Origin of the sequence: Aureibaculum flavum (assembly GCF_016406085.1) — a bacterium.
Taxonomy (GTDB): Bacteria; Bacteroidota; Bacteroidia; order Flavobacteriales; family Flavobacteriaceae; genus Aureibaculum; species Aureibaculum flavum.
In genome coordinates, this window is the sequence record NZ_JAEHFJ010000001.1 from 390559 (window position 1) to 406087 (window position 15529).

Sequence of the window (15529 nt, forward strand, 5' to 3'; positions counted from 1 at the left end):
ATAAATGATTAAAACTAACACAAAGAAAATCACTACAATATTAAAAAAACTTAAAAACGAAAAAATAAATACTTGGTTTGATCTTGGTTTATTTATTGATAAATTTAAAGAACAAAATTCAACATCAGCCTTTAAAGGTGACCTTCCTGCATTTGATGCTAATATTGAAAAAGGAGGCATTGCTTTTTTAACCTTTTACTTCACCATAGACGGCATAACTGTAGAAACAGAAAAGTATGCTAAAACCTTTAAAAAAATCTATCCCAACATTCCTATTCATTTTATTGCTGGAGATATAAAGCAAGAGGCAGATGAATTAATACCGAAAGATGCCTCAAGAAAAGTGATTCCAGAAATGGAAGCTTTTGATGCTTGGCCTTTATATGACGATTTCTTTAGAATAAAAATGGAACGTGGTAGTGAAGAATATAATAACCTTATTGGTAAGTTTTGGAATGAAGTGCTAGTATTGGTAGAAAAACTGGGAAGTTATATTGAAGAGAACGATATTTCAATGTTGTATTTAATCAATGTATGTTCTAACCCTGGTAATGTTTCATTGGCATTGGCTACCGTGTTAATTTCAGAATATTTAGGCATACCTGTTATTAATAACAATCACGATTTTTATTGGGAAGGCGGTAATAGAGCTATTGATATTAAAAAGAAAGGCTTAAAAAAAGGCCCGAGAGATTTCTTTTTCCACAATGCACATGTGGGTGAGTTTTTCTCTATTATTGAAATGATCTATCCATGGGAAAGTCGCTCTTGGATGAACGTAAATATTAATAAAATACAGCAAAATCATCTCATTGATATCAATGGTCATAATCCCGCAAATGTTGCTTTATTAGGTACGGCGGTAGATACGAAAATGCATCAAATGAGTAAGCGTGATATTATCAAAGCGTTTATGCAAGTCTCCTCTATTTTTGCCAATAAAAAAGAGACCATTACCGTACATACGGCCGCTAATCATACCGATAGCCAACGCTCTTTAAAACCTATATTATTAGGTCATAAAACGATTCGGAAATTCGATTTCGTAAATAATAATATCATTTTTTTACAACCTACACGGATTATAAGTAGAAAATCTATTGAGCTTAATTTCAAGCTGATTAAACGCTTATTTTCTTATGATTCGTGGGCTGATAAATTTATTACAAATCCGCAATTAAAATTATCCTTAATAGTATCTGGTCCCATTCCTCATGGGCAACAGCATTATTATCAAGACTTGAAAACCGATTTTAAAAACTTTCTAAAAGAGCTTCCTAAAGAATTTAAATCTAGAGTACTTCTCGGTTTTTTATTTAGTGAATTTGATAAAAATGATTTTAAGAAAAAATATAAAAAACCATTAGACATTGAGCAACTTTACGATGTAGCCTCATTAATTTTATTACCCAGTCAAACTGAAGGTAGAGGCTTACCTATTATTGAAGCAGCCGCATGTGGTACGCCTATATTTTGTAGACAATACGAACCAAGAGAAGTGTATGACGAAGTTATTGGTCGTCATTTAGATAAATCGCTACGTTTAAATGTACTTGAATTTAAAGGGTCTAAGGTTCCTAAAAAACTAGCAGAAAGTATTTGTGATCACGTTTTTTATCCTCAAAATAGAATGGTTGATGTAACACATAATAGAAGTGTTATAAATAAACGTTACAGTTTAGAAGCCTTACAAAAAAACATGCAATATATTCTTGGTAGAATGCATTTACAGTTAGGTGCAATATCAAATAATGTTAATGGTCAAGTCGTTGATTTATTGAAAGATTACAAAGAGATGGTCAGTTTTGAAAACGACGACTTACATGCTCTACTCAATAAAGAAGCGAGGCATTATTTACCTGGTTATGGTAGGTTGTCTTTTATGACGTATTTAAAATCATTAATTGATCCAAGTTTTTTTAGAGTTGAAGAACAACTTATAAAAGGAATGGTGATGAGTTATGCTCGAATGATGGAAAATGATATTCCTGACCTTGTTAACACCGACTTAAAACTGATTCATAAGTATTATAATGCCATTGATGATATTTTTAAATATGTTGATGGAGAATTTGCGATTAGACATGATCATGCCTTAGCATACAGACATAGAAACAAAAAAAAGTATGCCTATCAAGATTTTACTTATCAAGAAGTTACGGGTTTAGTAAACATGATTTATAGTGATATTTTTAAACCAGAAAACTTACCCGATTTAACATTAGCTCCGCAATTTTTTGCCGATTGGGAGTTGGCTTTATTTCAATTGACCAACAGTAAATATTTAGGTATTGACGATCGAAAAATTTTAACCCAAAAATTAAAAAATAATGTCCCAAAAGGATATTTCCCAGGACGTTTTATTAAACATGAATTAGAATATTTTGTATTACAACCTATTCGTGCACAACTCAAGCTTAAAATAGAAGAAGAACTTACCGCTGAAGTCCTTAAAGAAAAAGGACAACACTTAGAAAAGGTGTATATTTTTATACATGAACCAAGAATTACAAAATGGTTTTCTAATGCCAATATTAAAGAGTATTTAGAAAGCGAGAAAGAGCCCGAGCTTGGTTTATTATTTAAGTCAGGCGTTGTACAAATCATAGAAACAAAACAATGGTCTGAAGGTGTTCATTTTCCACAAATGGGTGCAAAAGCAATTAAAATATTGCGTAACATTAAAGAAGCTAACGGTTTTATAATTACCAATGGTGAGTATGCCGCAATGATGACTGACATTATTGAAATTGATCATTTTCATATTGGTAAAGTAATGCATCAAATGACTGCTAAAATTATGGGTATTCCTAAAGATAGCGGATTCATACAGTTTGTTCCTGCTGCAGTACGTACTACTTTAGCATTTCCTACCCCTATTCAAACCGCGAAAGATTTTGATATCGTTTTAAAAAGTGATTTGTTTCAAACACTTAAAAATAAACTTGGTGAAAAGGAATTGTATGCTATAATCTCTAAAGATGCTATTGAAAATGGTACCCCAATAAAGAAGTTATTAGAACACATAGAGACCAGTTTAAAAGAGACTACAACTGTTGAAAAAGTAAAATCTTCATTTGCTGGAGGTGTGTATGAAGATGGTTTACCTTGGAGTGGCGTATTGGCGGAAATTGATACCAAAAAATACCAATGGAAATTCGCAGCACATATTGCCAACAAAGAGCCTAAAAATGTACCTTCTCTCGTTAAGGAGTATCAAAAGAAAAGTAAAAACCCAAATAAGATTGAATTGGCTTGGAATGGTGGCTATATTTTAAATCCTGAATTAGTAGGTAAGTTAGGCTTGCCAGAAACGTACATTGGCTCACCATTAGGCCTTTTAATAATGAACAATAAGGTGTTTTGTCCACCGCTTTTTAATAAACCTGCTTTTATCATCTATAAAAATGGCGATGTAGATATTCGGAAAGTAAATAGTAAGGCTGGTTTTATTGTAAAAGGAAAACAAGAAAAGTTATTGTTTGCTGCTAGCCAGTATAACAAACACAGTGACACAGCACCTTGCTTTTATGATTTATCGTATACAGATGAGACCATAGAAGGTAACGGCAATGTTATTGTGAGAATTGCTGGCCATACCGTTAAACAAATTATTGAAACGAAACCTAAAGAAGTAGTCCCGATAATTCCAGTAGGTATTACACTCTCCATTCCTTTACAATTGTTTTCAAAAGACATTTTTAAAGAAGGAAAGCCCTTAGATATTCAGTTATTAGAACCTGAAACCAATCCTTATAATTGGGATCAGATTTCTTATGCTATTGAAGCCGGACCGATGCTAATTGATGGAGGAAAGCAAATTTTAAATATGGAAGATGAAGGTTGGAAAACATCAAACTCTATTAAAACACAAGCAGCTCGATTAGACTTTACAGATATGCGTGGGCCTAAAATAGCCGTGGGTATTACCAAAGAAGGTAAACTAATGGTGCTTATGGTAAATGGACGTATTAGAGAGTCTGTAGGAGCAACACATTTTGATATGGTAGACATTCTTTTAAAATATGGAATGGATAAAGCCATGGGCTTTGATCCAGGAGGAAGTAGCACCTTGGTTGTTGATGGAGAAATTATGAATATTTCACCCTACAATAAGAATTACGAGGAAGACATTATCTCATTACCACCAGAACCTCGGTTTGTTGCCAACGCCATTATGGGATGGATTGAAGACTAAATGTTGCACATAGTAATAAAATCTGAAAGCATATTAATTAAGACTCGCTTCATCAAAAAGCGGGTTTAAATTTTGGTAAACAGTCATAAAGCTAAGTATACTTCAAACAGCATTGCTGTTGTTTGTAGTGCATTAGAGCTTAAAATTACGCTTGCGGATTGCTTACAACAACAAAATTTAAACTCTAGGAAACCATCAACCAATTAGCTTATATTTGCCCAACTAAATACGCAGATGGCTTCTACTCTACTTTCATCACCTTTACAAGGTTTTACAGACTTCAGGTTTCGTAATGCTTTTAACCATTACTTTGGGGGTATTGATACTTTTTATGCTCCTTATATTCGGCTGAATGGAAAGCTAAAAATTAAGCAATCGTATCAGAACGATTTAGCACCAGAAAACAACACGACGTTAGAAGTGATTCCGCAAGTAATGACTAATGACCCTGATGAGTTTTTATATGTGATTAAATACGTGCAAAGTTTAGGCTACAAAGAACTAAATTGGAATTTAGGTTGCCCATATCCTATGGTTACTAAATCGGGAATGGGTTCTGGATTAATTTGTAATCCTGACAGAATTAATGAAGTTTTACACAAAGCACATAATGAGTCAGATATAGTCGTTTCTATGAAGATGAGAATGGGTTACGAAAACGCTGAAGAAATTCTCGATGCCTTTCCTATTTTAGATCAATATCCGCTTAAAAATATTGCCATACATGCAAGAATTGGAAAGCAACTTTACAAAGGCCCTGTTGATTTAGATGCTTTTGAAAAATGCATCAGCAGCACCAAACATAAATTATACTATAACGGAGATATAACGAGTGTTGCTTCATTTAAAGCCATTCAACAACGCTTTCCATCTATAGATCATTTTATGATGGGACGTGGCTTAATTGCTGATCCATTTTTACCGAGTATGATAAAAAATAACACCACGGAATATCCAACAGATCGATGGTCTATTTTTTCAGAATTTCATGATACTATTTATCAGCAATATGATGAATACCTGTCTGGACCTACACCTATAAAAATGAAAATGCTTGGTTTTTGGGAGTTCTTTTCACAAGCTACATCAAACCCAAAGAAAACCTACAAAGCCATAAAAAAGGCAACCAACCCTGTTAAATATAGGACAGCCGTTAACCAAATTTTAAATGCAGAAATGAAGATTAAAAAAGATGCTTAATTTTCTTTACAATCTTCATGGATAAATTATAGGGCGGATAACGCAATGGAGCATCAAACCAATTCGCTTTTTTAATAATTGCTTTTTGATGTGAAAAAACATCAAATGATTCTTTACCGTGGTATGCTCCGATTCCACTTTGCCCCACACCTCCAAAAGGCAATCGTTTGTTTGTAATTTGAATTACAGTATCATTGATGGCACCACCTCCAAAACTAAACGTAGTAATTATTCTTTTTTGAAATTTTTTGTTCGTTGAAAAAACATAAGTAGCCAATGGTTTTTCATAATTACTAATATACTGTTCTATATCTTCAAAGGTTTGATAAGAAATGATGGGGAGTATAGGTCCGAAAATTTCACCCGCCATTAATTTACTGTCTAATTTGGACTCATTTACTAAGGTTGGTGCTAAAAAATTATCTGCAACATTATGCTTTCCTCCAAAAAGTTTTTCTTCACCGTCAAGCATTTCTTTAAGTCGTGTAAAATGCTTTTGGTTGACTATACGTGCAAAATCTGGAGAGGCTTCTACATTTTCTCCATAACACTTGGTAATACTCTGTTCTAATGCTTTAATCAATTTATCTTTTACATTTTCATGCACTAAAATATAATCGGTTGCAATACACGTTTGACCTGCATTTAAAAACTTACCCCACACAATACGTTTTGCCGCCAATGCTATAGATGCCGTTTCATCTACAATACAGGGATTTTTACCTCCTAATTCTAAGGTAACTGGAGTTAGATGTTTTGCGGCACTTTCATAAACAATTTGACCAACATTACTACTTCCTGTAAAAAAGATAGCATCCCATTTTTCGGCTAGTAATTGTTGAGATACTTCCACGCCACCTTCCACAACAGTAACATGCCTGGAATCAAAAACAGCGTTGATAATTTCTGAAACAATTGCTGCAGTATTAGGTGTAACCTCTGAGGGTTTTACCACGGCAGTATTACCCGCTGCTATAGCACCGATTAAAGGAGCAATAGCCAATTGAAAAGGATAGTTCCATGGAGCAATAATGAGTACTGATCCATAAGGTTCTTTGTAAATAAAATCAGCAGATGGCCAATTCATCCAGCTAGAATCGACTCTTTCGGGACTAGCCCATTCATCAATATTTTTAAGTACATGTTTTAGTTCAGCCAACACAAATTGCGTTTCTGCCGCCAAGGTTTCAAACCTTGGTTTCTTAAAATCAGCATATAACGCATCGCAAATGTCATCTTCACGATTTACGATTTCTTGTCGTAACCGCTTTAGAGCTTTCTTTCTAAATAAAACCTCCTTTGATTGTTGCGTTTTAAAAAAACTTCGCTGCTGTTGTATTATATCTTTGATCATTATAGCTTATCTTCTAATACATCAAAAATAAGACATAAAAAGGTCGAAACCTATGCCTTGTATTCAAATATGAAATCTAGACATTAATTTACCTCTAATTCCACCTTATTTGTGGTTGCTGAGCTATCGCCAACAAACACTTCAAAAACACCAGCCTCTATAAAAGACTCACCGTTCATATTAAAAATAGATAAATCTTTAGAATTAATTTCAAATTCGACAGTTTGTGATGCTCCTTTTTTCAAAAATATTTTTTGAAAACCTTTTAAAGATTTTAAGGGCGTAGCTACACTCGCTTCTTTGTCGTTTATATACAATTGAACTACCGTTTCACCGTCTAAATTACCTGAATTTGTAACCGTTACACTGACGTTGTTAACGCCGTCTTTAGTCATGGTCATTTTTTCCAATTTCGGTGTTGAATAGGTGAAATTTGTATAGCTTAATCCGTAACCAAAAGGATATAAAGCCTCTCCGTTAAAATAACGGTAGGTACGCCCTTTCATATGATAGTCTTCAAATGGTGGTAAATCATCTACTGATTTGTAAAATGTTACCGGCAATTTACCTGAGGGATTAAAATCTCCAAAAAGTATATCAGCCGTTGCTTCACCTCCACCTTGTCCGGGATACCATACATTTAAAATAGCAGGCAAATTTTCCTGTTCCCAATTAATTGCCATGGCACTACCTGCAGTCAATACAAAAACAACAGGTTTACCTGTTGCATTCAACTCCTTTAGCAACTCATGCTGTACTTTTGGCAATTTTAGATTTGTTCTATCTCCTTTATAAAATCCTTCAATATCTACGGGCATTTCTTCTCCTTCCACACGTGCTGAAATACCGCCTACAAAAATAACGGCATCACTTTCATTCACTTTTTGCATCATCTTTTCTTTACCTTGTCTGTGCTCAACATCCCATAATAATTGTAACGATGCCAACCATGGGTTTGTACATTTATACTCTAAAACAAGATTGTATTTCGTATTCTTTTTAACAAAAAATGATTGCGGTGTTGCTTCTGTTTCATTCTCATTAGTACTTTCAAGTAACTCCTTTCCATCTATCATTAGCTTATAAGTACCACCACTTTTCAATACATTTAAAGAAACCTCTCCTGTAAAATCAGGTTTTATAATTCCAGAATAACGAATTGAAAAATTTCCAGGTTCTAGTACGTCAACAGGTGCCGCTCCACCCCAGTCAAAATCAATACGATCTTCCGTTTGTACAACAGCAGGGGCATCTTCTAATTTTGAGTTGGTGTAGTATTCTACCTTTATTTTTCCGTGATAACTTTCTTTACCAATAACATCAAAAACAGTCTTATCATCTGCTAGATTTACCCCTTTAAAATAATGCACCTTTGTTTTTTTAGATACTTTATCCTTCACCGCTTCTAAAATTGTTTTTGAATACGTTGGGGTACCAAAATAATTTCCTAACACAAAATGACGATCATTAGCATTGGGTCCGATGACAGTGATGATTTTACTCTTTTTTGAGAGTGGTAATGTATTATTTTCATTTTTTAGCAACACCATTGATTCTCGTGCTGTTTTCAACGCCAGTTGCTGATGTGCTTCTGACTCCAATGCAGCATCAGAAATATCTAAAAATGGTGTTTGTCCAGCAGGATTTAACATTCCTAATTTAATTTTAGCAATGATTAACCTTCTTAAAGCGATATCAATTTCTTTTTCTGTAATCAAGCCTTTTTCTAAGGCTTTTTCTAAATAAGCATACGTATTACCACAATTTAAATCGCAACCCGCTTTTACCGCTAATGCCGAAGCTTCTTCCGCTGTTTCCACTATTTTATGATATTCATAAATATCTTGAACCGCTCCACAATCAGATACTACATACCCTTTAAAGCCCCATTTATCTCTTAAAATATCATTTAACAATAATTTACTGGCCGTAGCTGAAGAACCCAAATACCGATTATACGCTGACATCACTGAAAACGCCTTACCTTCAACAACGGTGGCTTCGAAAGCAGGTAAATAAGTCTCCCATAAATCCTTTTTATCGGTATACGCATCAAAACTATGTCTGTTATGTTCAGGACCGCTATGTACTGCAAAATGTTTGGGTGTAGCAATAACTTTAAAATAATCAGGATTATCACCTTGTAATCCTGTTACAAAAGCAACACCCATCCGTGAAGTCAAATAAGGATCTTCTCCATACGTTTCTTGACCACGCCCCCATCTTGGATCTCTAAAAATATTGATATTTGGAGTCCACATGGTCAATCCTTGATACCGATTGTGTTGTCCCAATTTAATACTATGATTGTATTTAGCTCTTGCTTCCGTACTTATAACACTTGCCACTTCATTAATTAAGGGTGCATTAAAAGTAGCCGCCATACCTATAGCTTGCGGAAAAGAAGTAGCATTACCTGCCCGAGCTACACCATGTAAACATTCGTTCCACCAGTTATAATTTGGAATTCCCAATTTCTCAATTGCTGGAGCGACATCTTGCATTTGTGCAATTTTTTCTGATAACGTCAATCGCTGTAATAAGTCGTCTGCTCTAACTTGGGCATCTAATGTAGGATCTTGAAAAGGGTAATTAGCTTGCTGACCTGTAACCACTATTGGAATAAAAGCTAATAAAAAAAGTACTATGTTTTTCATTTTAAATGATTTAAAGAAATGATAAAGTAAACTATGAGGAACATTTTGCAACAATGGTTGCGATTGTGTAGCGATTTTTACTCGCAAGCTTCGGTATTATTTGATATCTGTAATTTAACATCTGATGGAGAAACATATGGAATACCTAATCCTAAGCCTCTCAGTATGAATAACAAGCCTATTAGTACAACAAAAACAGGAATTGCTTTTTGAATTTTGGCTCTTATGGTACCCTTTAAAAAATTTCCGGCCAATACGGCTGCACTCATCATGGGCACGGTACCCAATCCAAACAGAAACATATATAAAGCTCCTTCTAAGGCACCTGAAGTAGCTATTGAACCTACCAATGCCATATAAACTAATCCACAAGGTAAAAAACCGTTAAAAAAGCCAATATACAAGAACGTACTGTTGGTTCGTTTTTTTAGATAGTATCCTAGCTTAGATCTCACATATGAAATCCCTTTATAAATTGGTTTTGAGAAGTTGTACTTATTAAAGATATGTATTGGAACCAATACCATAAGAATCATTAAAACACCAATAAGAATAGACAAGCGTTGCTGAAAACCAGCCAAATACAAACCTTTACCTACCAAACCGAAAATTACCCCTATTAAAGAATAAGTTAATAAGCGGCCGAAATGATACAGCATGGTTTGAAACACCATTTTCGGTTTGCTTTTCCGATCAACAGGCAATGCAAAAGCAATGGGTCCACACATGCCAATGCAGTGAAAACTTCCTAGTAAGCCCAGTATGAATGCCGTGTAAAAAATAGACGTTAGTTTTAGCTATTTATAATTCGTTTTTTGAAAATTTAGATTATCAGACTATTAATAAAATAGGTTCTTTTTAAACATGTATTCCTGATCATTATATTTCCAATCTACTTTAACATTCCACCTACCGTTTATAAGTTTATCATCAACGACTAGCATGGTGTTTTTATCTAAAACAATTTCTTTTTTAAAATCTATTCTATCATCTGAAGGTCTTTGAAAATAAACGATGCCCGTAATTTTACTTTGTTCCATATCACTTGGAAAAGTAACTTGCATACCTTCATCTCCTCGTTCTACGACTAAATTCTCTTTAAGTTTACTCGCATTGTTCATTTTATCAATCTCATGTTGATAGTACAATTCATCCTTATAATAATCTTCTGATACTAAATGATGTTCTAACGTATCATCCGTCAAGGTTCTATATACATATTGTAAAATAAAAGTCATAAATACAGCCATTGCAATGACCATTGCCCATCCCCAGTTAATTTTTATCTTCATAATTATACAATTTAATTCAACTCATTAATCTTCATTGGTCCCGTGAAATTAGTGGAAGTCGTTTCAATTAATTTACCATCAGCATAAATACCTATTTTCAATCTTTCTTTAGACGATTCTAGATCTTTTTTATCTATTTCAATAAACAAGGTACCATCTGTTAAATCGCCTTTGGCTACTTTACTATTACCACCTACAATTCTAACCTCGCCTGCATGAGAAATCAATTTAATTTCAACATTATCTAAATCCTTAACTGTTTTGTTTATCAATTTAAAATTATAAATATTACTGACTGTGGTTTCAGTAGTTGTAAAGGTTTGACCTGGTAACCTTAAAATAATTGCTTCAATATCTGACCTTAAAAATAGTAAGGTAACTAATACAGCTACTAAAATAGTTAAAACCGCTGTATAGGCTTTAATTCTAATGTTAAACTTAAATTTTTCACCATTGGTAATATTATCTTCAGAAGCATAACGAATTAAACCTGGATCATAACCTACTTTATCCATAACCTCATCACAGGCATCAATACAAACGGTACAATTAACACATTCTAATTGTGTTCCATTTCTGATATCTATACCCGTTGGACAAACAACTACGCATTGATTACAATCTATACAATCGCCATTACCAAGTTCATCTCTATCCTCATTTTTTCTAAACTTTTTTCTACCTTCTTCTCCCTCACCTCTTTTATGATCATAAGCCACAACAATAGATTTTCTATCGAGTAAAACCCCTTGTAATCTACCATAAGGACAAACTATAATACATACTTGCTCTCTAAACCAAGCAAATACAAAAAAGAAAACTAAGGTAAATACTAATAATTTAATTAATGTACCAATGTGATCTAATGGATTACCGGTGATGTATTTTAACAAAACATCACTACCAATAAAATAAGCTAAAAACACATTGGCTATTAAAAAGGAAATGATGAAGAATAGAATCCATTTCGTAACCTTTTTTCTAATCTTTTCAGCGGTCCAAGGTTGTTTATTTAATCTAATTTGTTTCCCTCTATCACCTTCTATCCAATATTCAATTTTACGAAAAACCATTTCCATAAAAATAGTTTGTGGGCAAATCCACCCACAAAAAATTCTACCAAAAATAACCGTAAATAAAATGATAAAAACAATGCCTACCAACATGGACAAAACCAATAAATAAAAATCTTGAGGCCAGAAGGGCTGACCGAAGATATTGTATTTACCTTCCATAATATTAAATAACAAAAACTGGTTGCCATTTATTTTAATAAACGGTGCAATAACCAGTAATGCTAATAAAAACCAACTCAGATAAGTTCTGTAATTGGTGAATTTTCCGGATGGTTTTTTGGGATATATATGATTTCGTTTACCATCTTCTGTTATGGTACCTATGGAATCTCTAAATTTTTCTTGCTGTTCTTCCGCCATTTGATTTTTAAATAAAAAAAAATACTTTTAATTACACTAACAAAGTTACTACCAATAAATGAACAAGAATGAAACATTTATTACACAACCAGTATAGGCAAATAAAAGTATTTTTAACTAATTTGAGTTAGTAATATTATTTATCACCCTCTTTCCAAATCTCACCCTCTGGTGCTTTTGGTTTTTCAGGTGTTGTTCCTTTTAATGTCAAAATAAAACTGGCTAATTGTTGTCTCTCTTCTAAGCTAATCGTAGATTCCCAAGCAATCATACCTTTACCTGGTCTTCCTCCTTTGGCCAGAGTATTCATAATGTTTTTGAATCCACCCCCTAAAATCCAATATTCATCCGTAAGGTTTGGTCCAATACTACCACCAGCATCCGCTAAGTGACATGCTGTACACGTTTTTGTGGCAAACAATTCTTTACCCTTTTGTATATTAGCAGCATCAGTCAACGCTACTAAATTAGCGGCATCATATAATTCAGGATGATCTTGTTTATATTGTTCAACAGCCGCGTCTCCTTCCGCTACTGCGTTAGCAAACTCCACTTTTTGGTCATATTTATCAGTAAAAAAGACCATGATATAATAAAATATACCAACGGCAATAGTAATATAAAAACCTGCCAACCACCATGGTGGCAATACATTATCAAGCTCTCTAATACCATCATAATCATGATCGGTCATGATATCTTCTTCACTCTCTATAGCTTCAGCTCGTGTTAGCTTTTGATAAAGATTACTCCAAAATGATTTTTCCTTATTGTTGCTCATGGTTGTTGTTGTTTTCGTCCTCTTCTAAAGGTAAATTACTACTACTTTCAATACTCTCTTTTGGTATTCTCATAACATGAACTAGCATGGTTACAAATACCGCGAAAAATAAGATTAATGATATCATTGGGTAGATTTCTATATCTACCATTGAATCAAAATTGTGTTTTATATATCTTAACATATGTATTAATTTTCAGCGGTTTCACCCTTTTTAATATCTGTACCTAAACGTTGTAAATAGGCAATGACGGCCATAATTTCTTTGTCTTGCATATTACTTTCACCATAATTCCTAACATATTCAGGATCTTGTCTCAGACTCTTTTCAATTTCTTCCGCTTGATTTCTTAATAAGAACAACCCTTTATCAACTTCAGATTGAGAATAAGGAACCCCTAATTTAACCATAGCTTCCATTTTACCTTGTGTATGAGATGTATCCAAATCATCAGTATACATCCAAGAATAACGTGGCATAATTGAACCAGGTGAAGTTGATCTAGGATCTAACATATGGTTGAAATGCCAGTTGTTGTTATACTTACCTCCAATTCTATGCACATCAGGACCTGTTCTTTTAGATCCCCAAAGGAATGGGAAGTCATATACAAATTCTCCTGCTTTTGAATATTCACCATAACGTTCCACTTCAGAACGGAATGGTCTAATCATTTGCGAGTGACAGTTATTACAACCTTCTCTAATATAAATATCTCTTCCTTCTAATTCTAATGGTGTATATGGTTTTACACTTGTAATTTTCGGAATATTCTCGTCTATAGTTAACAATGGAATTATTTCAACGGCTCCTCCAATAGCAATAGCCAACGTAGTTAACACTGTAAATAATATGGTTCTTCTTTCTAACCATGAGTGCCATCCTTCTCCTGCAGTTCTTCTCGTAGTTATTTTTTTCAATGGTGCAGCTTCTACCAATTCATCTTCTACTTTAGAACCTGCTTTAGCCGTTTTATAAACGTTATATGCTAATAAAATGAATCCAGTTAAATACAATGTACCACCAAAAGCACGCATGGCATACATTGGTAAAACTTGTGTTACCGTTTCTAAAAAGTTACCATAAACTAACGTACCATCTGGATTAAATTGTTTCCACATAGAGGCTTGTGTAAATCCGGCAACATATAAAGGAATAGCATAAAATAAGATCCCCAATGTACCAATCCAGAAATGTGCATTGGCCAGTTTTTTAGAGTACAACTCTGTTTTCCATAATTTAGTGGCCAACCAGTATATAATACCTGCCGCCATAAAACCGTTCCATGCTAATGTACCAATATGCACGTGAGCTACAATCCAATCTGTATAATGCCCAATTGCATTAAGCGTTTTAAAAGACAACATAGGTCCTTCAAAAGTTGCCATACCATAACCTGTAATAGCAACAACAAAGAATTTTAAAACAGGATTTTCTCTTACTTTATCCCAAGCACCACGCAAGGTTAACAAACCGTTTATCATACCACCCCATGAAGGGAAGATTAACATAATAGAAAATACAGTACCTAAATTTTGTGCCCATTCTGGTAATGCAGTATATAATAAATGGTGTGGTCCTGCCCAAATATAAATAAAGATAAGTGACCAAAAATGCACTATAGAAAGTCGATAAGAATATACAGGTCTATTGGCCGCTTTTGGTACAAAATAATACATCAAACCTAAAATAGGTGTGGTTAAGAAAAATGCCACAGCATTATGACCATACCACCATTGTACTAATGCATCTTGTACACCTGCATATACAGAATAACTCTTAAATGCACTTACTGGCAATTCTAAATTATTAAAGATATGTAGTACAGCAATAGTTACGAATGTGGCCAAATAAAACCAGATGGCTACATATATATGACGTTGACGTCTTTTTAAAATAGTACCAATCATATTGATACCCATGATTACCCATATTACAGCTATTGCGATATCAATTGGCCATTCTAATTCAGCATATTCTTTAGAAGATGTTAAACCTAATGGTAACGTAATAGCAGCAGCAACAATAATTAATTGCCAACCCCAAAAGTGAATTTTACTTAAAGTGTCATTAAACATTCTAGCTTTAAGTAACCTTTGCAAAGAATAATACATCCCCATAAAAAAGCTATTACCCACAAAAGCGAAGATAACAGCATTGGTATGTAACGGTCTTAGACGACCAAAACTTAACCAAGAAATGCCTTCCATGTAATTAGGAAAGTTAAATAAGAGAGCAACCATTAGGCCAACTGTCATACCTACAATCCCCCATACTACAGTAGCAATAAGGAACATCCTTACAATTTTGTTATCGTAATAAAATTGTTCTTTTTCCATTCTTTAATTATTGATTTTGATTAATTGATTTTGACGTTGATTTTTGCTCTTTGGGGACTTCACTTACAAACTCATCTTCAAAAAGCATTCTAACTGAAGGTGTATACATATCATCATACTGACCAGACTTAACCGATTTAATAAAAAGTATAAAGAAGACTACAGCAATTAGAATACTTACCGCAATCATTACAAAGATGATATCCATTAAAGGCTTATTGTTAAATTTTTCACAAAAATAAGATATTACACTGTTTCCAAAACATGACTT

The 15529-nt window shown here is 33.7% G+C and carries 11 protein-coding genes; 2 read left to right on the forward strand and 9 right to left on the reverse strand.

All coding sequences use genetic code 11. The features are described 5' to 3' along the window. Window positions 1-4 precede the first annotated feature (4 nt). Both JBL43_RS01660 and JBL43_RS01665 read left to right on the forward strand, forming a co-directional pair. Window positions 5-4198: a phosphodiester glycosidase family protein gene (locus tag JBL43_RS01660; protein WP_198839746.1), complete on the forward strand. Its 4194-nt coding sequence runs from the start codon at window positions 5-7 to the stop codon at window positions 4196-4198. 234 nt (window positions 4199-4432) lie between these two features. Next, window positions 4433-5398, forward strand: a complete 966-nt coding sequence (locus JBL43_RS01665; protein WP_198839747.1) for a tRNA dihydrouridine synthase — start codon at window positions 4433-4435, stop codon at window positions 5396-5398. Here the strand turns inward: JBL43_RS01665 and JBL43_RS01670 are convergent. From JBL43_RS01670 to ccoS, 9 genes are all read right to left on the reverse strand, one after another. Further along, window positions 5382-6752: an aldehyde dehydrogenase gene (locus JBL43_RS01670; protein WP_198839748.1), complete on the reverse strand. Its 1371-nt coding sequence runs from the start codon at window positions 6750-6752 to the stop codon at window positions 5382-5384. The genes JBL43_RS01665 and JBL43_RS01670 overlap by 17 nt on opposite strands. Before the next feature lie 83 nt (window positions 6753-6835). After that, entirely contained in the window at window positions 6836-9409 is a 2574-nt protein-coding gene (locus tag JBL43_RS01675) for a glycoside hydrolase family 3 C-terminal domain-containing protein (RefSeq protein ID WP_198839749.1), read from the reverse strand. Between the two features lie 77 nt (window positions 9410-9486). After that, window positions 9487-10191, reverse strand: a complete 705-nt coding sequence (locus tag JBL43_RS01680) for a sulfite exporter TauE/SafE family protein (protein WP_198840078.1) — start codon at window positions 10189-10191, stop codon at window positions 9487-9489. 57 nt (window positions 10192-10248) lie between these two features. Next, the gene (locus JBL43_RS01685; protein WP_198839750.1) at window positions 10249-10701 is read right to left on the reverse strand and encodes a FixH family protein; all 453 of its coding nucleotides are present in this window, start codon (window positions 10699-10701) and stop codon (window positions 10249-10251) included. An 11-nt stretch (window positions 10702-10712) separates the two neighbouring features. After that, window positions 10713-12137, reverse strand: coding sequence for a cytochrome c oxidase accessory protein CcoG (gene ccoG / locus JBL43_RS01690; RefSeq protein WP_198839751.1), 1425 nt, complete (start codon window positions 12135-12137; stop codon window positions 10713-10715). 136 nt (window positions 12138-12273) lie between these two features. Continuing rightward, window positions 12274-12918, reverse strand: a complete 645-nt coding sequence (locus JBL43_RS01695) for a cbb3-type cytochrome c oxidase N-terminal domain-containing protein (protein ID WP_198839752.1) — start codon at window positions 12916-12918, stop codon at window positions 12274-12276. Continuing rightward, window positions 12905-13102 (reverse strand): CcoQ/FixQ family Cbb3-type cytochrome c oxidase assembly chaperone, encoded by a 198-nt coding sequence (locus JBL43_RS01700; protein WP_198839753.1) that lies wholly within the window; start codon window positions 13100-13102, stop codon window positions 12905-12907. The genes JBL43_RS01695 and JBL43_RS01700 overlap by 14 nt, the downstream gene beginning before the upstream one ends. Before the next feature lie 5 nt (window positions 13103-13107). Further along, window positions 13108-15258 carry a cytochrome-c oxidase, cbb3-type subunit I gene (ccoN, locus tag JBL43_RS01705; RefSeq protein WP_198839754.1) on the reverse strand — a complete coding sequence of 717 codons (2151 nt, stop codon included), beginning with the start codon at window positions 15256-15258 and terminating at the stop codon, window positions 13108-13110. 7 nt (window positions 15259-15265) lie between these two features. Further along, window positions 15266-15466: a cbb3-type cytochrome oxidase assembly protein CcoS gene (gene ccoS / locus JBL43_RS01710; protein WP_198839755.1), complete on the reverse strand. Its 201-nt coding sequence runs from the start codon at window positions 15464-15466 to the stop codon at window positions 15266-15268. Window positions 15467-15529: the final 63 nt, after the last annotated feature.

What these genes read in the sequence shown, in the direction of transcription:
- ccoN (WP_198839754.1), bottom strand. Translation starts at nt 15,258, where the DNA reads ATGGAAAAAGAACAATTTTATTACGATAACAAAATTGTAAGGATGTTC.
- JBL43_RS01685 (WP_198839750.1), bottom strand. Translation starts at nt 10,701, where the DNA reads ATGAAGATAAAAATTAACTGGGGATGGGCAATGGTCATTGCAATGGCT.
- JBL43_RS01660 (WP_198839746.1), top strand. Translation starts at nt 5, where the DNA reads ATGATTAAAACTAACACAAAGAAAATCACTACAATATTAAAAAAACTT.
- ccoS (WP_198839755.1), bottom strand. Translation starts at nt 15,466, where the DNA reads ATGGATATCATCTTTGTAATGATTGCGGTAAGTATTCTAATTGCTGTA.
- JBL43_RS01675 (WP_198839749.1), bottom strand. Translation starts at nt 9,409, where the DNA reads ATGAAAAACATAGTACTTTTTTTATTAGCTTTTATTCCAATAGTGGTT.
- JBL43_RS01665 (WP_198839747.1), top strand. Translation starts at nt 4,433, where the DNA reads ATGGCTTCTACTCTACTTTCATCACCTTTACAAGGTTTTACAGACTTC.
- JBL43_RS01695 (WP_198839752.1), bottom strand. Translation starts at nt 12,918, where the DNA reads ATGAGCAACAATAAGGAAAAATCATTTTGGAGTAATCTTTATCAAAAG.
- JBL43_RS01700 (WP_198839753.1), bottom strand. Translation starts at nt 13,102, where the DNA reads ATGTTAAGATATATAAAACACAATTTTGATTCAATGGTAGATATAGAA.
- ccoG (WP_198839751.1), bottom strand. Translation starts at nt 12,137, where the DNA reads ATGGCGGAAGAACAGCAAGAAAAATTTAGAGATTCCATAGGTACCATA.
- JBL43_RS01670 (WP_198839748.1), bottom strand. Translation starts at nt 6,752, where the DNA reads ATGATCAAAGATATAATACAACAGCAGCGAAGTTTTTTTAAAACGCAA.